General features: G+C 73.0%; 21 protein-coding genes. 14 read left to right on the top strand and 7 right to left on the bottom strand.

Annotated elements, in window-relative coordinates; translation table 11 throughout:
* Positions 1 to 130 precede the first annotated feature (130 nt).
* Positions 131 to 976 (bottom strand): RNA polymerase sigma factor SigF, encoded by an 846-nt coding sequence (locus tag ACFVQG_RS00055; protein ID WP_383374970.1) that lies wholly within the window; start codon positions 974 to 976, stop codon positions 131 to 133.
* 202 nt (positions 977 to 1,178) lie between these two features.
* Complete coding sequence (locus ACFVQG_RS00060; RefSeq protein ID WP_383374972.1) at positions 1,179 to 1,616, bottom strand: ATP-binding protein; 438 nt, start codon at positions 1,614 to 1,616, stop codon at positions 1,179 to 1,181.
* A gap of 136 nt (positions 1,617 to 1,752) precedes the next feature.
* On the opposite strand from ACFVQG_RS00060, the gene ACFVQG_RS00065 reads away from it, so the two are divergent.
* Together ACFVQG_RS00065 and ACFVQG_RS00070 are read left to right on the top strand one after the other, a co-directional pair.
* The gene (locus tag ACFVQG_RS00065) at positions 1,753 to 1,971 is read left to right on the top strand and encodes a hypothetical protein (protein WP_383374974.1); all 219 of its coding nucleotides are present in this window, start codon (positions 1,753 to 1,755) and stop codon (positions 1,969 to 1,971) included.
* A 267-nt stretch (positions 1,972 to 2,238) separates the two neighbouring features.
* Positions 2,239 to 2,694: a cyclic nucleotide-binding domain-containing protein gene (locus ACFVQG_RS00070; RefSeq protein ID WP_383374976.1), complete on the top strand. Its 456-nt coding sequence runs from the start codon at positions 2,239 to 2,241 to the stop codon at positions 2,692 to 2,694.
* Positions 2,695 to 2,698: 4 nt separating this feature from the next.
* Here ACFVQG_RS00070 and ACFVQG_RS00075 read toward each other — a convergent pair whose 3' ends face one another.
* Entirely contained in the window at positions 2,699 to 3,310 is a 612-nt protein-coding gene (locus tag ACFVQG_RS00075) for a LysE/ArgO family amino acid transporter (RefSeq protein ID WP_383374978.1), read from the bottom strand.
* Positions 3,311 to 3,408: 98 nt separating this feature from the next.
* On the opposite strand from ACFVQG_RS00075, the gene ACFVQG_RS00080 reads away from it, so the two are divergent.
* A complete protein-coding gene (locus ACFVQG_RS00080) occupies positions 3,409 to 4,311 on the top strand; it encodes a LysR family transcriptional regulator ArgP (RefSeq protein WP_383374980.1) in 903 nt (300 codons plus the stop codon).
* 74 nt (positions 4,312 to 4,385) lie between these two features.
* Positions 4,386 to 6,449, top strand: coding sequence for a hypothetical protein (locus tag ACFVQG_RS00085; RefSeq protein ID WP_383374982.1), 2,064 nt, complete (start codon positions 4,386 to 4,388; stop codon positions 6,447 to 6,449).
* An 8-nt stretch (positions 6,450 to 6,457) separates the two neighbouring features.
* On the opposite strand, the gene ACFVQG_RS00090 is transcribed toward ACFVQG_RS00085, so the two are convergent.
* The gene (locus ACFVQG_RS00090; RefSeq protein WP_383374984.1) at positions 6,458 to 6,907 is read right to left on the bottom strand and encodes a DUF6098 family protein; all 450 of its coding nucleotides are present in this window, start codon (positions 6,905 to 6,907) and stop codon (positions 6,458 to 6,460) included.
* A gap of 68 nt (positions 6,908 to 6,975) precedes the next feature.
* On the opposite strand from ACFVQG_RS00090, the gene ACFVQG_RS00095 reads away from it, so the two are divergent.
* A complete protein-coding gene (locus ACFVQG_RS00095) occupies positions 6,976 to 7,326 on the top strand; it encodes a DUF488 domain-containing protein (RefSeq protein WP_383374985.1) in 351 nt (116 codons plus the stop codon).
* Between the two features lie 11 nt (positions 7,327 to 7,337).
* Here ACFVQG_RS00095 and ACFVQG_RS00100 read toward each other — a convergent pair whose 3' ends face one another.
* Positions 7,338 to 9,011 carry an FAD-binding dehydrogenase gene (locus ACFVQG_RS00100; RefSeq protein WP_383374987.1) on the bottom strand — a complete coding sequence of 558 codons (1,674 nt, stop codon included), beginning with the start codon at positions 9,009 to 9,011 and terminating at the stop codon, positions 7,338 to 7,340.
* Positions 8,987 to 9,655, bottom strand: coding sequence for a TetR/AcrR family transcriptional regulator (locus ACFVQG_RS00105; protein ID WP_383374989.1), 669 nt, complete (start codon positions 9,653 to 9,655; stop codon positions 8,987 to 8,989). The genes ACFVQG_RS00100 and ACFVQG_RS00105 overlap by 25 nt, the downstream gene beginning before the upstream one ends.
* Before the next feature lie 148 nt (positions 9,656 to 9,803).
* On the opposite strand from ACFVQG_RS00105, the gene ACFVQG_RS00110 reads away from it, so the two are divergent.
* The 3 genes from ACFVQG_RS00110 (at position 9,804) to ACFVQG_RS00120 (ending at position 12,652) form a co-directional block, all read left to right on the top strand.
* Entirely contained in the window at positions 9,804 to 10,430 is a 627-nt protein-coding gene (locus ACFVQG_RS00110) for an alpha-ketoglutarate-dependent dioxygenase AlkB (RefSeq protein ID WP_383374991.1), read from the top strand.
* Positions 10,431 to 10,655: 225 nt separating this feature from the next.
* A complete protein-coding gene (locus ACFVQG_RS00115; RefSeq protein WP_383374993.1) occupies positions 10,656 to 11,402 on the top strand; it encodes an MBL fold metallo-hydrolase in 747 nt (248 codons plus the stop codon).
* A 29-nt stretch (positions 11,403 to 11,431) separates the two neighbouring features.
* A complete protein-coding gene (locus tag ACFVQG_RS00120) occupies positions 11,432 to 12,652 on the top strand; it encodes a DUF4032 domain-containing protein (RefSeq protein ID WP_383374995.1) in 1,221 nt (406 codons plus the stop codon).
* A 1-nt stretch (position 12,653) separates the two neighbouring features.
* Here ACFVQG_RS00120 and ACFVQG_RS00125 read toward each other — a convergent pair whose 3' ends face one another.
* Complete coding sequence (locus tag ACFVQG_RS00125) at positions 12,654 to 13,529, bottom strand: universal stress protein (RefSeq protein ID WP_383374997.1); 876 nt, start codon at positions 13,527 to 13,529, stop codon at positions 12,654 to 12,656.
* Positions 13,530 to 13,677: 148 nt separating this feature from the next.
* Between ACFVQG_RS00125 and ACFVQG_RS00130 the strand changes: the two genes are divergently transcribed.
* The 6 genes from ACFVQG_RS00130 (at position 13,678) to ACFVQG_RS00155 (ending at position 20,464) form a co-directional block, all read left to right on the top strand.
* On the top strand, positions 13,678 to 15,354 hold the full coding sequence (locus ACFVQG_RS00130) for an FAD-dependent oxidoreductase (RefSeq protein WP_383374999.1): 1,677 nt from the start codon (positions 13,678 to 13,680) through the stop codon (positions 15,352 to 15,354).
* On the top strand, positions 15,351 to 16,853 hold the full coding sequence (locus tag ACFVQG_RS00135; RefSeq protein ID WP_383375000.1) for an ATP-binding protein: 1,503 nt from the start codon (positions 15,351 to 15,353) through the stop codon (positions 16,851 to 16,853). Before ACFVQG_RS00130 ends, ACFVQG_RS00135 begins: the two co-directional genes overlap by 4 nt.
* Entirely contained in the window at positions 16,850 to 17,209 is a 360-nt protein-coding gene (locus ACFVQG_RS00140; RefSeq protein ID WP_383375002.1) for a UBP-type zinc finger domain-containing protein, read from the top strand. The genes ACFVQG_RS00135 and ACFVQG_RS00140 overlap by 4 nt, the downstream gene beginning before the upstream one ends.
* 100 nt (positions 17,210 to 17,309) lie before the next feature.
* On the top strand, positions 17,310 to 18,770 hold the full coding sequence (locus ACFVQG_RS00145) for a CAP domain-containing protein (protein WP_383375004.1): 1,461 nt from the start codon (positions 17,310 to 17,312) through the stop codon (positions 18,768 to 18,770).
* A 38-nt stretch (positions 18,771 to 18,808) separates the two neighbouring features.
* On the top strand, positions 18,809 to 19,486 hold the full coding sequence (locus tag ACFVQG_RS00150; RefSeq protein WP_383375006.1) for an AIM24 family protein: 678 nt from the start codon (positions 18,809 to 18,811) through the stop codon (positions 19,484 to 19,486).
* Positions 19,487 to 19,504: 18 nt separating this feature from the next.
* On the top strand, positions 19,505 to 20,464 hold the full coding sequence (locus ACFVQG_RS00155) for a threonine/serine dehydratase (RefSeq protein ID WP_383375008.1): 960 nt from the start codon (positions 19,505 to 19,507) through the stop codon (positions 20,462 to 20,464).
* Positions 20,465 to 20,497: the final 33 nt, after the last annotated feature.

The raw sequence follows: 20,497 nt of genomic DNA on the forward strand, positions 1-20,497 counted from the left end.
CGTTCACACCGCGGCCTACTTGCCGCCGTACTATGGGGGGGCGCCGGTGGGGCGTCGGGCGGGGGGGGAGCCGTGCGGGGGCGGGGCGCCCCGCGGCCCGGGGGGCGCCGCGCCGGATGGCCCGGACGGCTCAGGCGACTGCCCGGGGACCAGGCCGGTTGCCCAAAGCCTCGGCGCGCACGCGGGCGCAGCTGCGGCTGATGAGCCGGGACACGTGCATCTGGGAGATGCCGAGTTGGTCGGCGATGCGGCTCTGCGTCATGTCCTCGAAGAACCGCATGTAGAGGATGGCCCGCTCCCGCTCGGGCAGTCGGCGCAGCCCTTCCTTGGCCGACTCGCGGTCCACGACGGTGTCGTAGGAGGAGTCGGGGCCGCCGAGGGTGTCGGCGAGGCTGTAGCCGTCGTCGTCGGTGGACAGCTCGGCGTCCAGGGACAGGGTGCTGAAGCTGTCCAGGGCCTCGAGACCGGCGGTGACCTCCTCTTCGGTCAGTCCGGTGTGCTCCGCGAGATCGGCCACGGTCGGCTCGGGGCTGCCGGGGTTCTGGGTGAGGTCGCGACGAGCGACGCGCACCTTGTTGCGCAGTTCCTGGATGCGGCGCGGCACCCTGAGGGCCCACATACGGTCCCTGAAGTGCCGCTTGACCTCGCCGGTGATGGTGGGCACGGCGTAGCTCTCGAAGGCGCCGCGGGAGGGGTCGTAGCGGTCGATCGCCTTCACCAGACCGAGCGCCGCCACCTGGCGCAGGTCCTCGACGGACTCGCCGCGGTCGCGGAAGCGCCCGGCGATGCGGTGGGCCATGGGCAGCCAGGCCTCCACGAGTTCGTCACGGAGCGCGTCCCGCTCCGGTCCGTCGGCCAGCGTGGCCAGCCTGCTGAACCGGGCCGCGGTGTCGGGGGCGTCGTCGTGCTGCCGTCGGGGGGCCGAAGCGGTCCGCCCGGGGGTGCCGGGTCGGCTTGTCGACATGTCGGTGAGCATGCGGTATCGCTCCTGAACGGTGGTTTCGTCTCAGGGAATGACCGCGGGGAGGGGGAACACCGTCCGGATCACCCGGAGGGCCGGAGCGGTCATACCGCTCCCCGCCGTCGCGCCTCCGGTCCGAAGCACGAAACTGCGTCTGCCCCTCCCCCGCCGGACCAAACACCGCGACCGGGCAAAGCCCAAGAAAACGGGTGCCGGATCAGAAGACGGGGACGACGGCGGTGATGCGCTTGCCGCCCGACGGCAGTTCCGAGACGCTCACGGCGCGCGCCAGGCGGCACACGATCGGCCAGCCGCGTCCGCCGGTGCGGCGCCGTCCGTGGGTGTCGAGGGCGGGCGTGAGTTCCGGGAGCCGGTCGCTGCGGTCGCTGACCGAGACCCGGACGTCGTGTTCGTCCACGTCGACGTCGACATCGGTGACGCCACCGCCGTGCAGGATGGCGTTGGTGGTCAGCTCCGAGGCCACGAGGAGCGCGTCGGAGAGGGCGTCCTCGTCACAGGGGGTGCCCGTGTCCCGGCACCGGCAGGCGACCGCGCACCGTACGGCGGTGCGGACGTCGGCCGGGCGGCATGAGTCCTGGGCGCCGGGCATCGGGTCCGGCTCGGCTCGGGACTCGGTCCAGTGCTGCGCTGACATCCTTTCGCTCCCTGACTCGCCCGGTGGGGGACCACGTCTCTCCTTGTTCGGCTGACCCTCCGCGGGCATGCCAAACATGTCCCGTCGACCGCGGGATGACCGCCATCGAAGCGCCCCTGAGGGGTACGCGGACGGCATGACCGATGTCGTGGACTCAGACGAACTGCTGCGGCGGCTCCAGCGCGCCCGGGCGTATGCCCGGGACGAGGAGCGGACCTGGCGGGACCGGCGCGACGCGCTGCGGCCGACCGATCCGGGCGAGTCCCGGGAGGCCGCGGTGCGGGTGCTGGCCTATGAGGCGGTGGTGCGGGTGCTGGACGAGATCCTGACGCCCGGGAAGCGGGCCGGGAAGTGAAACGGGTCACCTGGCCCGCTCCTGATTACATACAAGCGCGGATGATGGTTTACTGTTCACTCATAGCTGGTGACGGAGTCGATGGAACCCCTCCTCCGCGCCCTCTGTACTGCCCTGGCTGGCTTCCCCCGTCCAGCCAGGGCTTTTCCTTGCCCCGAGTCCCCCGGCCCGCGCCTGGTCCGCGGCCGGATGCGCGACGGGCCGCCGGGGGCTCCAATGGGGCGTAGGCAGAGCACGGAACCCGTCCCCGGTGAGGAGCCCCGCGCCATGACCAGAGCGACGAAACTGCTCACCGCCCTTCCCCCGCCGCAGCGTCAGCACCTGATGGCCCTGGGCCGTGAGGTCTCCTTCGCCGAGGACGCCCGCATCTTCGAGGCGGACGGCACGGCCGACCGCTTCTGGGTGGTCCGCTCGGGCGCGGTCTCGCTCGACCAGCGGCTGTCCCCGACCCAGCGGGTGACCGTCGCGAGCCTCGGTGCGGGCGATCTGCTCGGCTGGTCCTGGCTGTTCCCGCCGTACCGCTGGGACTTCGGCGCGGAGGCATTCAGCCCCGTACGCGCCTACGAGTTCGACGCGCAGGCGGTGCTGGAGCTGTGCGAGGAGGACCCCCGGCTGGGGTTCACGCTGGTGCGCACGGTCGCCGAGATCCTCGCCCACCGGCTGGAGATGACGCGCGGCCAGCTGATGGAGCAGTACGCGCTGCACCGGCGCGGCGTGCGATAGCGCCTCAGGCGCCCGCGATCAGCGTCCCGCCGAGGACGATCATCGTGACGGCGACCAGGCCGTCCAGCACCCGCCAGGCGGACGGCCGGGCCAGCCACCGTCCGAGCGCCCGGCCGCCGAAGCCCAGCGCGGCGAACCAGCACAGGCTGGCCAGCGCCGCCCCCATGCCGAAGGTCCAGCGCAGCGGGCCGCGGTCGGCGGCGACCGAGCCGAGCAGGAACACCGTGTCGAGGTAGACGTGCGGGTTGAGCCAGGTCAGCGCCAGACAGGTGAGCACCGCCCGGCGGGTGGAGAGGGCGGCGGCGCCGTCCGCCCGCAGCGCGCCGGGCCGGAACACCCGGCGGGCGGCCAGGGCGCCGTAGCAGAGCAGGAAGACGCCGCCGACCCAGGCGACCACCGTCAGCGCCGCGGGCCAGGCCACGACCACCGCGCCGACCCCGGCCACCCCGAGGGCGATGAGCAGCGCGTCGGACAGGGCGCAGATCGCGACGACCGGCAGGACGGCCTGGCGGCGTATCCCCTGCCGCAGGACGAAGGCGTTCTGCGCCCCGATGGCGACGATGAGGGAGAGTCCGGTACCGAACCCGGCGGTGGCGGCGGTCAGGGCGTTGGGCATGCCGTCGACGCTAAGGAAGCGGCGAGGGGAAGTACAGCTAAGGATTCTTACCTATCCTTAGCCCTTCTGAAGGGTGAGACCGGGAGGGCGGCGGACGCATGACCGAGGAGCTACCCCTGGACCAGGTGCGCACCCTGCTCGCGGTGGTCGACGAGGGCACCTTCGAGGCGGCCGCCGCGGCGTTGCACGTGACGCCCTCCGCGGTCAGCCAGCGGGTGAAGGCCCTGGAGCAGCGCGCCGGACGGGTGCTGCTGCTGCGCACCAAGCCGGTGCGCCCCACCGAGTCCGGCGAGGTACTGGTGCGGCTCGCCCGGCAGGTGGCCCGGCTGGAGCGCGACGCCCATGCCGAGCTGGGGCTGAGCGGCGCCGGGGAGCCCACCCGGCTGACGGTGGCGGTGAACGCCGACTCGCTGGCGACCTGGTTCCTCGCCGCCCTGCGCCGCGTTCCCGAGGAGCCGCCGCTCGGGTTCGAGCTGCGCCGCGAGGACGAGGACCACACGGCGGCCCTGCTGCGCGAGGGCGTGGTGATGGCGGCGGTGACCTCCTCGCCGCATCCGGTGCCGGGCTGCTCGGTGCGGTCGCTGGGCCGGATGCGCTACCTTCCCGTGGCCCACCCGGACTTCGCCGCCCGCCGTCTGGACGGCTCCCTCTCCGAGGTGCTCCCGGTCGCGCCCGTGGTCGTCTTCGACCGGCGGGACGACTTCCAGGACGGCTTCGTCCGCCGCCTGACCCACGGGCGGACCACCGCGAGCGCGCGACGGCACTACGTGCCGACGTCGGAGGGGTTCGTCGAAGCCGTGGCCACCGGCATGGGCTGGGGCATGGTCCCGGAGGCCCAGGCGGAACCGCTGCTGCGCGCCGGGCGGCTGGTGACCTTCGCGCCGGACCGGGCGGTCGACGTCCCGCTGTACTGGCAGCAGTGGCGACTGCACTCGCCCGCGCTGGCGCTGCTGGCCGAGGCGGTCACGGCGCAGGCGGCCGAGTCCCTGCGGACGCCGTGAAGGGCACGGAACGGACCGGTCGCATTATCTCCCAACACCCACCGATGTAGGGGCCGTTGGTGTATCCATGGCGGATGGCGACCGTCGACGAGGTCCGCGAGGACCTGCTGCTGCTCCTTGACCGCTCCCTGGGATGGCTGAACAGTCTGCCGGGGATAAGCGGGCTCCCGGTGGACGAGGCCGAGATAGGCGAGCAGGTGCGCGATCTGCGCGGCAAACGCGGTCGTGCCCGCTCGTCCCTGCTCAACGTCGGGCTGCTGGGCCGTCAGTCGTCCGGCAAGAGCTTCCTCATCAGCGGTCTTCAGAAGGGCCTGCGGTACGAGCGCTTCGAGCAGCCGGACGGCGGCTTCACCCAGCAGTACATCGGGATCCTCCCGTCCTCCCCCACCCCCACCACGGCGTGCCCGTCGACGGTGACACCGGTCCACCCGGATGCCGAGGTGCGCGCACCGGGGCGGGGGCTGCTGCGGGTGAAGTTCGCCGGTCACCCCGCGGACTGGGTGGAGATCGGGACCGATCTGGCGCCCGGGGTGGTCGCTGCCTACGGCGCCACCGACGGCGACCGGGCCAACCGCTTCCCGGACCACTACCACCTCGACGTCGTCCACCTCGAACTGCTCATCGAGAACGCGTCGCTGCCCGCCAAGTTCTTCGACCTGCCGGGCGCCGAGTCCCCGGACCCGGCGTACGAGGACATCATGTACGAGGCGTGGAAGGACGCGGACTGCTTCCTCTACGTCACCCAGGGCACCGCCACCCTCACCGCGAACGAGCTGGGGCTCATCACCGACCTGTACAACCACCACCTCCAGACCGGCAAGCCGGTGCTGTGGGTGCTGACCGGCATCGACCGCGCCGATCAGCTCGGCAACGACAACCGGCCCGCCTGGCAGTCGGCGCAGGAGACCAACAACTCCTATCTGCGCGAGCGGTTCCGGGATCCGGGCGGCGCGGGGGCCTCGTTCGTCGGCGAGGGATTCATCGGGGTGTCACCGGCGTGGGAGGCCCAGGCCGACCTCGACGAGGCCGAGGGCAACGCCCGCGCGGCGCAGCGGGGCCGCGTGAGCAGCCGTATGCAGGGGTTGCGCCGACGGCTCACCGAGATGATCGAGAGCGGGACGGGCCAGTTCCATCTCGGGAAGATCGCCGACGAGGCGCACCGGCTGGTCGACCGGAGGCACCGCATGGTCGCCGACGTGCTGGCCGCCCACCAGGTGTCCGTGGAACAGCTGACGGGGGAACGGGACGACCTGCGGCGCAGGCTGGCCGAGACGGAGGAGTCCGCGGAGCGTGTCCGCGGCGAACTGGCGGCCGAGCTGGACCGCCGGGTCCGGGACACCGAGCGGCGGTTCGGTGAACTCGCGGAGGTCTTCCACCGGGAGCTGGACGCGGTGATCGACGCCGGTGACCTGGGTCTGGAGCACCGGGCCGACATCAGACTGCGCCAGACGCGGCTGTTCACCGAGTGGATGACGGCGGAGCAGGGGCCCGCCGTGCTGTGGGCGGGGCACGTCGAGTCCCTCGACGCCCGGGCCCGTGCGCTGCTGTGCTCCGAACTGAGCGGTGAGGAGCACACCTCCCAGTTGGTCCAGGCGGCCCCGCTGAACCCCGGGGAGCTGTTCCCCGTCCTGGACGACCGCCGAAGACTCGACGTCTACGGCATGGTCCAGGCCGCCGGGGCCGCCGTCACCGTCGCCAGCGCCCTGGGCGGCGTGGTGACCTCGGTGCTGGCCAGCCTGTCGCTCACCGCGCTCACCGTCACCACCGGGGGGCTCGCGGCGGCGGGGGTGGCCGCCGTGGCGGGCGCCCAGGTGCTGAAGGCCCGTAGGTCGGTGCTCGAACAGGCCCGGGACGACCGCAGGAACCGGCTGACCGAGGAGGCGCAGAGGGCCCGCGGGGACTTCGCGACGGTCGCCCGGCACCAGGGCCAGCAACTCGCCGACGCCGTCGCCGACCACGTCACCGAGTACCGGGACCGCCTGCGCGCGGCCCTACGGCAGATCGAGGAGCGGATCGACGCCCCCGACATGGCCACCAGCCGCGACCTGGTCGCGGAACTGGAACCCGTGCACCGGGAAGGCCAGGCCGTCCTCGACGGCCTGGCGGGCCTGGCCCGCCTCGCCTCCGCCCCGAGGTGAGCGGCGCCTCACCGCCCGCCCCGCCGCAGTGGCCCCCAGTCGTGCTCCTGGCGGGTCACCTGGTCCCGGGCCTCGTCGATCACCCGGGGCTCCAGGCGGCACAGGGGGCGTACCTCCGCGACCAGGGGTTCGTTGTCGGGGCCGCGGCCGGTCTCGCGGCCCTGGAGGATCCAGGGGCGGACGTCGGGGCCCTTGTCCCGCGGCAGGTGGGAGTAGTCGTGCAGGCGGCGGGCCACCCACAGCTCCACGGGGCGGCCCCGCCACCACTCCTCGACGTCGAGGGGGTTGGCGGACAGGCCGGGCATGGGGACACCGGTCAGGTCGTCGGTGCTGGAGGCGGCGGACAGGTCGGCCTCGGGGCCGCGCGACCAGCGGACGTACAGGCGCCGGTGGCGCTCCACGAGCCGGGTCAGCTCGGCGAGCGTGCCGATGACCGGCAGATCCTCCCAGGCGCTCATGGGCATCGGGGTACCCATGAGGCGGGAAGGGAAGCCGGAGGAAACAGACCGCGACAGGAGGACCGACCGTGAGTGTCCGTGTACGCCGGATCTACGAACCGCCGGATCCCGACGACGGGACGCGCGTCCTGGTCGACCGGCTCTGGCCGCGCGGCCTGGCGAAGGACGCGGCCCGGGTGGACGAGTGGCCCAAGGCCGTCACCCCGTCCACCGGGCTGCGCCGCTGGTACCACGCGGGCGAGGGGTCGTACGAGGAGTTCAGCGGCCGTTACGAGGCGGAACTGGCCGATCCCGGGGCGGCCGAGGAGCTGGAGCGGCTGCGCGCCTCCGCCCGCGCGGGGACGGTCACCCTGCTGACCGCGTCGACGTCCCCGGAGCGCAGCCACGCCGCCGTGCTGGCGCGGCTGCTGCACGACTGAGCCCGCTCCCGTCAGCCGACCTGCTCCGCCGCCGCCCTCCCCGCCGCGCGGCCCGAGAAGAGGCAGCCGCCGAGGAAGGTGCCCTCCAGGGCGTTGTAGCCGTGCACTCCGCCGCCGCCGAACCCGGCGACCTCGCCCGCCGCGTACAGCCCGTCGACGGGGTTGCCGTCGGTGCCGAGCGCGCGGGAGTCCAGGTCGGTCTGGATGCCGCCGAGGGTCTTGCGGGTGAGGACGTGCAGCCGCACGCCGATCAGGGGTCCGGCCTCGGGGTCGAGGATCCGGTGCGGGGTGGCGACGCGGCCGAGGCGGTCGCCGATGTAGCGGCGGGCGTTGCGGATGCCCTGGACCTGGGAGTCCTTGGTGTAGGCGTTGGCCATCTGGAGGTCGCGGGCGGTCACCTGGCGGCGGATCTCGGTGGCGTCGAGGAGGGCCTTGTCGGTCAGCCCGTTCATCTTCTCGACCAGTTCCTCCAGGGTGTCGGCCACCACGAAGTCGGCGCCGTGCCGCACGAAGGCCTGCACGGGGGCGGGCGCGCCCTTGCCGAGCAGCCGGTCGCGCAGGACGGCCTTGCGGTCCTTGGAGGTGATGTCGGGGTTCTGCTCGGAGCCCGACAGCGCGAACTCCTTCTCGATCATCTTCCGGGTGAGGATGAACCAGGAGTGGTCGTACCCGGCGATGTCCTCGGTGGTGCGCAGGTACTTCAGCGTGCTGAGCGTGTCGTAGCCGGGCAGGCAGGGGTCGGGCAGCCGACGGCCGAGTGCGTCGAACCACAGCGGGGACGGGCCGGACAGGATGCGGATGCCGTGGCCGGGCCAGACCGGATCCCAGTTCTGCAGGCCCTCGGTGTAGTGCCACATGCGGTCGCGGTTGACCAGCCGCACGCCCGCCTCCGCGCTGATGTCGAGCATCCGCCCGTCGACATAGGCGGGGACGCCGGTGACCATCTCGGCGGGCGGGGTGCCGAGGCGTTCGGGCCAGTAGCGGCGGACGATGTCGTGGTTGGCGCCGATGCCGCCGGAGGTGACGATCACCGCCTGGGCGGTCAGTTCGAAGTCGCCGACCGGGTCGCGGTGGGACGCGACACCGCGCGGTGAGTCGTCCGGGGCCAGCAGGGTGCCGCGTACGCCGCGTGCCGCGCCGTCCGTGATCAGGAGTGCGTCGACGCGGTGCCGGTGGTGGAAGGTCAGCAGTCCGTCGCGGGCCGCCTGCTCGGCGTAGGCGGTGAACGGCTCGACCACCCCGGTGCCGGTGCCCCAGGCGATGTGGAAGCGCGGCACCGAGTTGCCGTGGCCGCCCGCGCGCAGGTCGCCGCGCTCGGCCCAGCCGACCTGAGGCAGCAGCTTGATGCCGTGCCCGTCGAGCCAGGACCGCTTCTCCCCGGCCGCGAACTCGACATAGGCCCGCGCCCAGCGCACCGCCCAGGAGTCCTCGTCGTCGACCCGGTCGAACCCGGCGCTGCCCTGCCAGTCGTTCCAGGCGAGGTCGAGGGAGTCCTTGATGCCGAGGCGCCGTTGTTCCGGCGAGTCGACGAGGAACAGCCCGCCGAAGGACCAGAAGGCCTGGCCGCCGAGGTTGGCGGCGTTCTCCTGGTCCACCAGGGCGACCTTCTTGCCGCGGCTGGTGAGTTCATGCGCCGCGACCAGCCCGGCGAGGCCCGCTCCTACGACGATGACGTCGGCGTCCATGGCGACCGTTCCCTTCCTTGTACGGAGGCGCCGCTGCCGTCGGTCAGCAGGGCGGTGAGCAGTTGCTTGAGCCAGGCACGGGCGTGCTCGACGTCCTTGTCCAGCAGCAGTTGGGTGGTGACTCCGTCGTAGGCGGCGACGACCGCCCAGGCCGCGCCGTCCGTGCCGCCGAGGACGGTGGGCAGCGCGCGGAACGCGGCGGCCCGCGCGAGCCGGTCGGCGACCGTCCGCCGCAGCCGCTCGCGGTGCTCCAGCAGGGTCCGGGCGACGGCCGGGTCACGGGCGGCGTGCACCAGGAAGTCCGTCTTGACCAGCAGCCAGTCCACGTCGAGCAGCAGCACCTCGGTGACCCGGTCGACGGAGGCCGTCACGTCCAGGTCGGGGCCGTCGAGCGCGAGCGCCCCGGAGACCTGCTCGGCGATCAGGTCGGCCCGCTGCTGGTAGAGCGCGAAGAACAGCTCGTCGAGGCTGGCGAAGTTGGAGTAGAAGGCGCCCCTGCTGTAGCCCGCCGCCTCGCAGACCTCCTCGATGGAGACGCGTCCGAACCCCTTGGCCGCGAAGACCGCGAACGCGGCGTCCAGGAGGTTGGCGCGCGTGCGGACCCGCCGCCTGGTCACCCGCCCGGTCGTGCGCTGCGCCGTCACGATGCCTCCGCTCCCCTGACTCGATACGTGAATGTATCCGATACATCAATGTATCCAAAGGGTCCGGACGCGAGCGTCGAAAGGCCAGCTATCCAGGACCAGCCCTCGCATGCGAACGCATTTTCGATTCAGGAGTTACGCTGGTCCCATGACCGTGCACCTCCAGGCCTCCCTCTTCGACCAGACCGACCAGCCCCGCCTCGGCCCCCTCCACGGGGTCCACCGGACCGAGCTGGACGCGGGCGCCTGGATCGACGTGCTGCCCGGCTGGCTGGGCGGCGCGGACGCCCTGTTCGGGCAGCTGGTGGCCGAGGTGCCCTGGCGTGCCGAGCGGCGCAAGATGTACGACCAGGTCGTCGACGTACCCAGGCTGCTGGCCTTCTACGGCGCGGGCGAGCCCCTGCCGCACCCGGTGCTGGCCGAGGCGCGCGACGCGCTGACGGCGTACTACGGGGAGGAGCTGGGCGAGCCGTTCACGACCGCGGGCCTGTGCTACTACCGCGACGGCCGGGACAGCGTCGCCTGGCACGGCGACCGCATCGGCCGGGGCGCCCGCGAGGACACCATGGTCGCCATCCTGTCCGTGGGCGCACCCCGCGATCTGCTGCTGCGTCCGCTGCGCGGCGGCGACACCGTCCGCCGCCCCCTGGGCCACGGCGACCTGATCGTGATGGGCGGCTCCTGCCAGCGGACCTGGGAGCACTGCGTCCCCAAGACGGCCCGGGCGGCGGGCGGACGCGTCAGCGTGCAGTTCCGCCCGCACGGCGTGCGCTGAGCGGAACCACACCGCACGGCGTGCGCTGAACGGAACCACACCGCACGGCGTGCGCTGAACGGAACCACACCGCACGGCGTGCGCTGAGCGGAAGCGCGCTGTCCGCGCCCGGCCCGGGACGGCGCGGTTCCCGCGCGGAACGCGGCCGGAGCCGGTCGTCACGGCGCGGCCCCGATCTGCTTTGCTGTCCACCGTCGGACGCGGAACTCACCGGGCGGGACCATCATGCGGGCAGCAGTACGGCAAGTCGCCGACGGCATCTACCTGGTGCACGGCTCCCACACCAACTGGGTCATCCTCACCGAGGGGGACGCGGTCACGCTGGTCGACACCGGGTATCCCGGGGACCGTGCGCTGCTACTCGACTCGCTGGCCCAGGTGGGCGGTTCGCCGGAGGCGGTCGCGGCGGTACTGATCACGCACGCCCACAACGACCACCTCGGGTCGGCGGAGTATCTGCACTCCGCGCACGGCACGCCGGTCTATCTGCACGAGGCCGAAGTGCCGCACGCCCGCCGGGAGTTCCTGCACCAGGTGTCCGTCGGGCGGGTGCTGCGCAACGGCTGGCGGCCGGGCGTGCTGCCGTGGGCCGTGCACGCGCTGCGGTCCGGCGGCACCCGGCATGTGCCGGTCACCGCTCCCGAGCCGTTCCCGGCCCCCGGCCCGCTCGACCTGCCCGGCCGCCCGGTGCCCGTACCGACGCCAGGGCACACGCTCGGACACTGCGCCTTCCAGGTGCCGGACGCCGGAGTGGTGATCTCCGGGGACGCCCTGGTCAGCGGGCACGCCACCGCCCGGATCAAGGGGCCGCAGCTGCTGCCGGACATGTTCCACCACGAGCGGACGCGGGCCGTGGCCTCCCTCGCGGCGCTCGAGGACCTGGACGGTGAGGTGCTGCTGCCGGGGCACGGACCCGTGCACCGGGGCCCGGTCCGCGAGGCCGCGCGCGCAGCACGGGAGCGGGCGGCCTGAAGTTCAGGAGATCGGCTTAAGGTCAGGCCATGGCTTTGCAGATCAGTGCCACCAACCCGGAGCACCCCGCGCTCCTGCTCGCCCTGCCCTGGCAGACGCCGCTCGAGGAGTGGCCCGAGGACTACCTCGTGCCGCTGCCGCGCGGCATCTCCCGGCACGTCGTGCGGTACGCCCGTGCCGGGGACGAGGTGATCGCCGTCAAGGAACTCGCCGAGCGCCCGGCGCTGCGCGAGTACGAGTTGCTGCGCGACCTGGACCGGCTCGGCATCCCCGCGGTGGACCCGCTCGCCGTGGTCACCGGGCGCTCCGACGCCGCCGGTGAGCCGCTGGAGCCGGTGCTGATCACCCGGCACCTGGGCGGTTCGATGCCGTACCGGTCGATGTTCGAGACGACGATGCGGCCCGCGACCATGCACCGGCTGATGGACGCCCTGGCGGTGCTGCTGGTCCGGCTGCACCTGACCGGGTTCGCCTGGGGCGACTGCTCGCTGTCCAACACGCTGTTCCGGCGGGACGCGGGCGCGTACGCCGCCTATCTCGTGGACGCCGAGACCGGCGAGCTGCACCCTCGCCTCAGCGACGGCCAGCGCGACTACGACCTGGACCTGGCCCGCGTCAACATCAGCGGTGAGCTGCTGGACCTGGAGGCGTCCGGCGCGCTGCACCCGTCGGTGGACCCGATCGAGTTCGGCCAGGAGATCTGCGCGCGCTACCACGGGCTGTGGCGGGAGCTGACCCGCACCTCCGTCTATCCGGCGGGCAAGTACCACTACATCGAACGCCGGATACGCAGGCTCAACGACCTCGGTTTCGACGTGGCCGAGATGCAGATCGAGCGCTCCTCCAACGGCGACACGGTCACCTTCGTGCCGAAGGTCGTCGACGCCGGGCACCACCAGCGGCAGTTGCTGCGGCTCACCGGCCTGGACACCGAGGAGAACCAGGCCCGGCGGCTGCTCAGCGACCTCGAGAGCTGGATGGCCACCCAGGAGGACTTCGCCGACGCCCGGCCGGAGGTCCTGGCGCACCGCTGGGTGCGCCAGGTGTTCCGGCCGACCGTGCGCGCCGTGCCCGTCGAGCTGCGCGGCGCCATGGACCAGGCCGAGATCTACCACCAGCTCCTCGAACACCGCTGGTACCTGTCGGAGCGCGCGCAGCACGACATCGGCCTCGACACGGCGGTGAAGGACTACATCGACAACATCCTGCCGCGCGCCCGCCAGACCATGGAGACCACCACCCCCGAGTGACTCACACCCGGTGCGGGACCACCGCCACCGGGCACTCCGCGTGGTGCAGCACGCCGTGCGCGACCGAGCCGATCCGGGCGCCCACGGCGGTGCGGTGGGCGCGGCGCCCGACCACCATCAGCTGGGCGCGGCCGGCGAGCGACAGCAGCACCTGCCCCGCGCTGCCCATCTCCACGTGCTCCCTCACGTGCACATCGGGGAAGCGCCCGCGCCATGGCTCCAGTGCCGCCGCGAGGGCCTTCCTCTCGTACGGCTCCGGGCCCCCGGCCTCGTCGAGGAGCTTGAGCGAGGCGGGGCTGTACGCGAACACCGGCGGCAGCGTCCAGGCCCGTACGGCGAGGACGGGGGCCTGGCGCGCGGCGGCCGTCTCGAAGGCGAACCGCAGCGCGTCGGCGCTGTCCTCGGGGCTGCCCTCCTGGCCGACGACGATCTCCCGCCCGGCCACCTCGCCGCTCGCCCGGTCCCCGGACCGCACCAGGACCACGGGCCGGGCCGCCTCGGCGATCACCTGCTGGCCGACGGAGCCGACCAGGAAGCCGACCAGCCGTCCGTGCCCGCGCGAGCCGAGGACCAGCATCTCGGCGTCGGCCGCCGCGGCGACCAGGGTGTCGACGGAGGCCCCTTCCTGTACGTCCGCGGAGACCTCCAGGCCGGGGTGCCGCTCACGGACCTCCCGCACGGCCTCGCCCACCGCGTCCCGCACCCACCCCTCCTGGGCGTCCCGGCCCCCGGCGTCGAGTCCCTCGCGCGGCTCGTACCGCCAGGAGTGCAGCACGCGCAGCGCCGTACCCCGGCGCACGGCCTCGCGCGCCGCCCAGGCGAGTGCCGCGTGGCTCTCCTCCGATCCGTCCACGCCTGCCGTGATCGGGCGCGTCATGCGGGTGCCTCCTCGTGTTCCGGTGCCGTACGCGGCCCAGTCTTCCCTACTCAGGGGCGCGGCGGCCCCCGGGACTTTTCCTGAGCGCGCGGGGGCGATCGAACATACGATGAGCGGGAGCATTCCGATCGCCCGGGGTGGGAGACGTATGGCACAGGCCGCCGACGCAGCGCGGACCGTCATCATGACCGTGGACGACGACCCGGGGGTCTCCCGCGCCGTCGCCCGGGACCTTCGGCGCCGCTACGGCGAGTCGTACCGCGTCGTCCGCGCGGAGTCCGGCGAGTCGGCGCTCGACGCGCTGCGCGAACTGAAGCTGCGCGGGGACCTGGTGGCGGTGATCCTGGCCGACTACCGCATGCCGCAGATGAACGGCATCGAGTTCCTGGAGCAGGCGCTGGACGTCTACCCGGGCGCCCGGCGGGTGCTGCTGACCGCGTACGCGGACACCAACGCCGCGATCGACGCGATCAACGTCGTCGATCTGGACCACTACCTGCTCAAGCCGTGGGACCCGCCCGAGGAGAAGCTCTACCCGGTCCTGGACGACCTGCTCCAGGCCTGGCGCAGCAGCGACTACCGGCCGGTTCCGGCCACCAAGGTGGTCGGGCACCGCTGGTCCGCGCGGTCCTCGGAGGTACGGGAGTTCCTGGCCCGCAACCAGGTGCCGTACCGCTGGTACTCCTCCGACGAGCCGGAGGGGCGGCGGCTGTTGGCCGCGGCGGGCGCGGACGGGCAGCGGCTGCCGCTGGTGATCACCCCCGAGGGGACGCCGCTGGTCGAGCCGGAGGCGCCCGAACTGGCCGCCCAGGTCGGCCTGGCGACCACCCCTACGGCCGACTTCTACGACCTGGTCGTCATCGGCGGCGGCCCGGCCGGGCTCGGCGCGGCGGTGTACGGCGCCTCGGAGGGGCTGCGCACGGTCCTGGTGGAGCGGTCGGCGACCGGCGGGCAGGCGGGCCAGAGTTCCCGTATCGAGAACTACCTCGGCTTCCCCGACGGTGTGTCCGGCGCGCAGCTCACCGACCGGGCGCGGCGGCAGGCGGCGAAGTTCGGCGCGGAGATCCTCACCGCGCGCGAGGTGACCGGGCTGGAGGTGAGCGGCTCCGCGCGGATCGTGCACTTCAGCGACGGCTCGGCGGTCGCCGCGCACAGCGTGATCCTCGCCACCGGCGTGTCCTACCGGCAGCTCGACGCCCCCGGCGCCACCGAACTCACCGGCTGCGGCGTCTACTACGGCTCCTCGCTGACCGAGGCACCCGCCTGCCAGGGCCAGGACGTGTACATCGTCGGCGGCGCCAACTCCGCGGGCCAGGCCGCGATGTACCTGTCCCGGGGCGCCAAGTCGGTGACCCTGCTGGTGCGCGGGGAGTCGCTCGCGGCGTCGATGTCGCACTACCTGATCCAGCAGATCGGCGAGGCACCGAACATCTCCGTGCGCTGCTCCACCGTCGTGGAGGCGGCGCACGGCTCGGACCACCTGGAGCAGCTGACCCTGCGCGACGCCGGGAGCGGGCACACCGAACTGGTCGACGCGCAGTGGTGCTTCATCTTCATCGGGGCGGCCCCGCTGACGGACTGGCTGGACGGCACGGTCCTGCGCGACGAGCGGGGTTTCATCCTGTCCGGGCCCGACCTGACCCCCGACGGACGGCCGCCCGCGGGCTGGGAGCTGGACCGGCCGCCCTACCACCTGGAGACCAACATTCCCGGCGTGTTCGTGGCGGGCGACGCGCGTGCCGAGTCCGCCAAGCGCGTCGCGTCCGCCGTCGGAGAGGGAGCCATGGCCGTGATGCTCGTCCACCGCTATCTGGAGCAGTCGTGAGCGGGCAGCCGCTGCCGTGCAGCCCGCAGGACATCGGCTCGCTGTTCCTGTTCGAGAAGCTCGACCCCGACCAGTTGGGACGGCTGTGCAGCGAGGGCCGCGTGGAGCGGTTCGAGCCGGGCCCGGTCTATGTCGAGGGCGACCCCGCGACCTGCTTCTACGTCATGCTCGAGGGCACCGTCGTGCTGTACCGCAAGGTCGGCGGCGACGACGTCGAGGTGAGCCGGACCTCGCAGCGCGGGGTCTACGGGGGCGCCATGCAGGCGTACATCGGCGACCGGGTGCGGCAGGTCTACAACGGCTCCATGCATGTCACGGAGCCGACGCGGTTCTTCGTGCTGCCCGCCGACACCTTCGCGGCGATCATGCAGGAGTGGTTCCCGATGGCGGTGCATCTGCTGGAGGGACTGTTCTTCGGCTCCAAGAGCACCCAGCGCGTCATCGGGCAGCGCGAGCGGCTGCTCGCGCTCGGCTCGCTGTCCGCGGGGCTCACCCATGAGCTGAACAACCCCGCCGCGGCGGCCGTACGCGCCACCGCGACGCTGCGGGAACGGGTCGCGAAGATGCGGCACAAGCTCAGTGTGATCTCCTCGGGCCCGTATCCGCCCGAGGCGCTGGCGACCCTGATCGAGATCCAGGAGCGCACCGCCGAACGCGTCGCCAAGGCGCCGGTGCTGAGTCCGCTGGAGGCCTCGGACCGGGAGGACGCCGTCAGCGACTGGCTGGAGGACCACGGCATCCCGGACGGCTGGCGGCTCGCGCCCACCTTCGTGCAGGCCGGGCTGGACCTCGACTGGCTGGACCAGGTGGCGGCGGCGGTGGACGCGGCGGTGCTGCCGGGGGCGATCGGCTGGCTCAACTACACGGTCGAGACCGAGCTGCTGATGGACGAGATCGCCGACTCCACCACCCGCATCTCCCAGCTCGTGGACGCCGCCAAGCAGTACTCCCAGCTCGACCGGGCGCCCTACCGGATGGCCGACGTCCATGAACTCCTCGACAGCACCCTGGTGATGCTGTCGGGCAAGATCGGCCCGCGCATCAAGGTCGTGAAGGAGTACGACCGTACGCTGCCGAAGGTGCCCGCGTACCCGGCGGAGCTGAACCAGGTGTGGACGAACCTGATCGACAACGCCGTCTCCGCCATCGAGAGCGTCGGCGGCGACGGCACGCTGACCGTGCGCACGGCGCTCGACCACGACCGGCTGCTGGTGGAGTTCCGGGACACCGGCTGCGGGGTGGCGCCGGAGATCCGCGGCCGTATCTTCGACCCGTTCTTCACCACCAAGCCGGTGGGGCAGGGCACGGGGCTCGGCCTGGACATCTCCTGGCGGATCGTGGTGAACAAGCACCACGGCACCCTCCAGGTGGAGTCCGAACCCGGCGACACGCGCTTCCAGGTGCTGCTTCCGCTCACCGCGGCGGAGGGCGACACGCCGGACGCGGGAGAAGACAGCGATGCCGAAGTGACCGATGACGAAAGGCGCGAGCCGGTATGACGACTGACCGTGGGACCGACGGGATCGACCCCAGCGTGCCGCCGAGCGGCAGCGGATGCGTCGAGTGCGACGCCGACGGCGGCTGGTGGTTCCACCTGCGCCGCTGCGCGGCCTGCGGCCACATCGGCTGCTGCGACTCCTCCCCCGCCCAGCACGCCACCGCCCACTTCCGGGCCACCGGCCATCCGCTGGTGCGCAGTTACGAGCCCGGCGAGGAATGGTTCTGGGACTACGCCAAGAACGAGCTGTACGAGTCCGGCCCCGAGCTGGCCCCGCCCGCGAACCACCCCGAGGACCAGCCCACGCCGGGCCCGGCCGACCGGGTGCCCGCCGACTGGGCGGAAACGCTGCGCTGAACGCCCCGGCGTGCCCCTGAGCGCCGGGAACCCTTGGGCCCTGATGGACGTTGTCCGGGCGAAACCCTGTGAAACCGGACGACGACACCAGGGCGGCGCGATGAGCGAGTTGGTTCCCGGCGGCAATCTGCCCCTGCCCGGTGGCGCCCTCACCGTGCGGGTGCCCGGCCCGTTCGACGTGTCCGCGCTGATCACGGACGACGACGGCAAGGTCCGCGGCGACGCCGACTTCGTGTTCTACAACCAGCCGACCGCGCCCGGCGCCCGGCTGGACGGCGGCACGCTCACCGTCGAGCCGTCCCGGCTGCGCCCCGGAGCCGCCCGGGTCACGGTCGCCGTCACCCCCGCCGACCCCGGCACTCCCCTGGGCACCCTGCCCGTCCCCGTCCTGCGGGTCACCGACGCGGGCGGCCGGGCCGTCGCCCACTTCACCCCGCCACGCCCGGAGCGGGAGACGGTCCTGCTCCTCGCGGAGATCTACCGACGCGCCGACCAGTGGAAACTGCGCGCCCTCGGCCAGGGGTACGCGGACGGACTGGCGGGGCTGGCGCGGGACTTCGGGGTGGATGTGGTGGACGACGGGGCCGCGGACGGCTCGGGGGAGGGTCCCCCCGGCACCTCCCGCCCTGGTGGCGGCCCCGCTACGCCCTCGATACCCGCGCCCCGTCGCGGCGGCGGGCCGGGCGCCACGTCCGCACCCACCGCCGGGCCCGGCTCCCGCCCCGGCCGCAGCCCCGCCACTCCCCCGGCACCCGCGCCCCACCGCGGCAGCGGGCCGGGCGCCGACCCCGACGGCTTCCTCCGTCTCGTCAACTCCGCCCGCGCACGCGCCGGTTCCCCGCCCGTCGTGCTCGACGCCCGGCTGGCCGCGGCGGCGCGGGAGCACGCCTCGGCCATGGCGGCGGCCGGACGGCTCGGCGTCGAGGGGCATGACGGTGTCTCCGTCTACCGGCGGGTGACCGCCGCCGGGTTCCTCTACCTCACCGTGGGCGAGCACCTGGTCTCCGGCCCGCGCACCCCCGCCGACCTCGTCGAGTACTGCCTGGGCACCGACCACCCCCGCCGCACGCTGCACGACCCGTCCTTCACCCACGCCGGTCTCGGCCGAGCCGCCGCGGGCCGCTCCGGCGACCTGTACTGGACCGCCCTGTGGGCACGCCCCCTGACCCCGGCCGACCTGGACCGTACGGCGGCCCGGGTCGTGGAGCTGACCAACGGCGAGCGTGTCCGGGCGGGGCTGCCACCGCTCACCGTGGATCCGCGGCTCACCGCCGCCGCGCAGGCGCACAGCGCGGACATGGTCGCCCGGGACTTCTACTCCCACACCTCCCCCGACGGCGGCCAGCCCTGGGACCGGGCCGCCGCCGCGGGCTCCACCCGGCGCACGATCGGCGAGAACATCGCGTGCGGCCAGCGCTCCCCGGGTGAGGTGGTGACGGGCTGGATGAACAGCCCCGGACACCGCGCCAACATCCTCAAGCCCGCCTTCACCCACATCGGCATAGGTTTCGCGGGCGGTGGCCGCGCGGGCACGTACTGGACACAACTGTTCGGTGCGTGATCTTGGCGGAAGGGAACCCTCCGCGACAGGATGCAGTCATGAAGGGTGACCTCTTTTCCAGTGAGCACATGGCCCAGTTCGCCACGGCGCCGGGCATGTCGGTCGAGAACTCCAAGTGCCTCAAGTACGCGGTGAACGGGGAGATGCTCGCCCGCCAGGGCGCCATGATCGCCTTCCGCGGCAATCTCCAGTTCGAGCGCAAGGGCCAGGGCGTGGGCGGCATGCTCAAGCGCGCGGTCACCGGTGAGGGTCTGCCGCTGATGGCGGTGCGCGGACAGGGCGAGGCCTGGTTCGCGCAGGAGGCCCAGAACGTGTTCGTCGTCGAGGTGGAACCGGGTGACGAGTTCACCGTGAACGGCCGCAACGTGCTGTGCTTCGACGCCTCGCTGTCGTACCGGATCACCACCGTGAAGGGCGCCGGGATCACCGGCGGGGGGCTGTTCAACAGCGTGTTCTCGGGACAGGGCAGACTGGGTCTGGTGTGCGACGGCAGCCCCCTGGTCATCCCGGTCTCGCCGCAGTACCCAGTGTACGTCGACACGGACGCCGTCGTCGGGTGGACCGCGGGGCTGCAGACCTCCCTGCACCGCTCGCAGTCCATCGGCTCGATGCTGCGCGGCGGCTCCGGGGAAGCCGTCCAGCTGATGCTCCAGGGCGAGGGCTATGTGGTCGTCCGGCCGAGCGAAGCCGCCCCGCACACCCCACAGCAGCGCTGAACGGAAAGTGAGCACGCCTTGATAGGCATCCCGGAGATCGAAGCCGCCGCCGAGCGGATCGCCGGACACGTCGTCCGTACTCCCACCCTGCCGAGCCCCGGTCTGTCCGGGCTGCTCGGTGTCCCGGTCACCACCAAGCTGGAGCTGCTCCAGCGCACCGGCTCCTTCAAGTCGCGCGGCGCGACGGCCAAGCTGCTGTCGCTGAGCGAGGCCGAGCGGGCCGCCGGGGTGGTGGCGGTCAGCGGCGGCAACCACGGCATCGCGCTGGCGGTCATGTCAGCCGCGCTGGATGTGAAGGCGACGGTGGTCATGCCGCGCTCCGCGCCCGCCCGGTCCGTGGAGATCGCCCGGGACGCGGGCGCGTCGGTGCGGCTGACGGACGGGATGGACGAGGCGTTCGCGCTGGTGGGACGGTTGCGCGACGAGGGGCTCACGCTCGTCCACCCCTTCGACGACCCGGTGGTGGTCGCCGGGCAGGGCACGGTGGGCCTGGAGTTCGCCGACGACGCCGACGAGGTGACCGACGTCCTGGTCAGCGTCGGGGGCGGCGGGCTGATCGCCGGGGTGGCGGCGGCGCTGCGGGCCCGGCGTCCGGGGGTGCGGGTCTGGGGCGTGGAGACCGAGGGCGCCGAGGCGATGTCCCGGGCGCTGGCGGCGGGCGGCCCGGTGCCGGTTCAGCTGTCGTCGGTCGTCACCACGCTCAGCGCCCCGACCGTCTCCCAGCTGACGTACGACCATGTGTCCGAGCTGGTCACCGAGGTGCTCGTGGTCCCGGACCGGGAAGCCGTGCGGGGCTGTCTCGACCTGGCCGAGCACGCCAAGGTGTGGGCGGAACCGGCCGCCGGGTGTCTGCTGCCCGCGGCGCGGCGGGTGCTGGAGCGGGTCGGTCCCGAGGCCCGGCTGGGTCTGGTGGTGTGCGGGGGCAATGTGACGACCGGCGATGTCAGGGGCTGGTCGGAGCGGTTCGGGCTGCGCTGAGCGGCCCGCCACGAGCGCGCCGCCGCCGTTGAC

Origin of the sequence: Streptomyces sp. NPDC057877 (assembly GCF_042796855.1) — a bacterium.
In the GTDB taxonomy this organism is placed as follows: Bacteria; Actinomycetota; Actinomycetes; order Streptomycetales; family Streptomycetaceae; genus Streptomyces.

Bases quoted from the DNA above. Each gene is read 5' to 3' on its own strand.
- ACFVQG_RS00055 (WP_383374970.1), bottom strand. From the start codon at position 976: ATGCTCACCGACATGTCGACAAGCCGACCCGGCACCCCCGGGCGGACC.
- ACFVQG_RS00060 (WP_383374972.1), bottom strand. From the start codon at position 1,616: ATGTCAGCGCAGCACTGGACCGAGTCCCGAGCCGAGCCGGACCCGATG.
- ACFVQG_RS00065 (WP_383374974.1), top strand. From the start codon at position 1,753: ATGACCGATGTCGTGGACTCAGACGAACTGCTGCGGCGGCTCCAGCGC.
- ACFVQG_RS00070 (WP_383374976.1), top strand. From the start codon at position 2,239: ATGACCAGAGCGACGAAACTGCTCACCGCCCTTCCCCCGCCGCAGCGT.
- ACFVQG_RS00075 (WP_383374978.1), bottom strand. From the start codon at position 3,310: ATGCCCAACGCCCTGACCGCCGCCACCGCCGGGTTCGGTACCGGACTC.
- ACFVQG_RS00080 (WP_383374980.1), top strand. From the start codon at position 3,409: ATGACCGAGGAGCTACCCCTGGACCAGGTGCGCACCCTGCTCGCGGTG.
- ACFVQG_RS00085 (WP_383374982.1), top strand. From the start codon at position 4,386: ATGGCGACCGTCGACGAGGTCCGCGAGGACCTGCTGCTGCTCCTTGAC.
- ACFVQG_RS00090 (WP_383374984.1), bottom strand. From the start codon at position 6,907: ATGAGCGCCTGGGAGGATCTGCCGGTCATCGGCACGCTCGCCGAGCTG.
- ACFVQG_RS00100 (WP_383374987.1), bottom strand. From the start codon at position 9,011: ATGGACGCCGACGTCATCGTCGTAGGAGCGGGCCTCGCCGGGCTGGTC.
- ACFVQG_RS00110 (WP_383374991.1), top strand. From the start codon at position 9,804: ATGACCGTGCACCTCCAGGCCTCCCTCTTCGACCAGACCGACCAGCCC.
- ACFVQG_RS00115 (WP_383374993.1), top strand. From the start codon at position 10,656: ATGCGGGCAGCAGTACGGCAAGTCGCCGACGGCATCTACCTGGTGCAC.
- ACFVQG_RS00120 (WP_383374995.1), top strand. From the start codon at position 11,432: ATGGCTTTGCAGATCAGTGCCACCAACCCGGAGCACCCCGCGCTCCTG.
- ACFVQG_RS00125 (WP_383374997.1), bottom strand. From the start codon at position 13,529: ATGACGCGCCCGATCACGGCAGGCGTGGACGGATCGGAGGAGAGCCAC.
- ACFVQG_RS00130 (WP_383374999.1), top strand. From the start codon at position 13,678: ATGGCACAGGCCGCCGACGCAGCGCGGACCGTCATCATGACCGTGGAC.
- ACFVQG_RS00140 (WP_383375002.1), top strand. From the start codon at position 16,850: ATGACGACTGACCGTGGGACCGACGGGATCGACCCCAGCGTGCCGCCG.
- ACFVQG_RS00145 (WP_383375004.1), top strand. From the start codon at position 17,310: ATGAGCGAGTTGGTTCCCGGCGGCAATCTGCCCCTGCCCGGTGGCGCC.
- ACFVQG_RS00150 (WP_383375006.1), top strand. From the start codon at position 18,809: ATGAAGGGTGACCTCTTTTCCAGTGAGCACATGGCCCAGTTCGCCACG.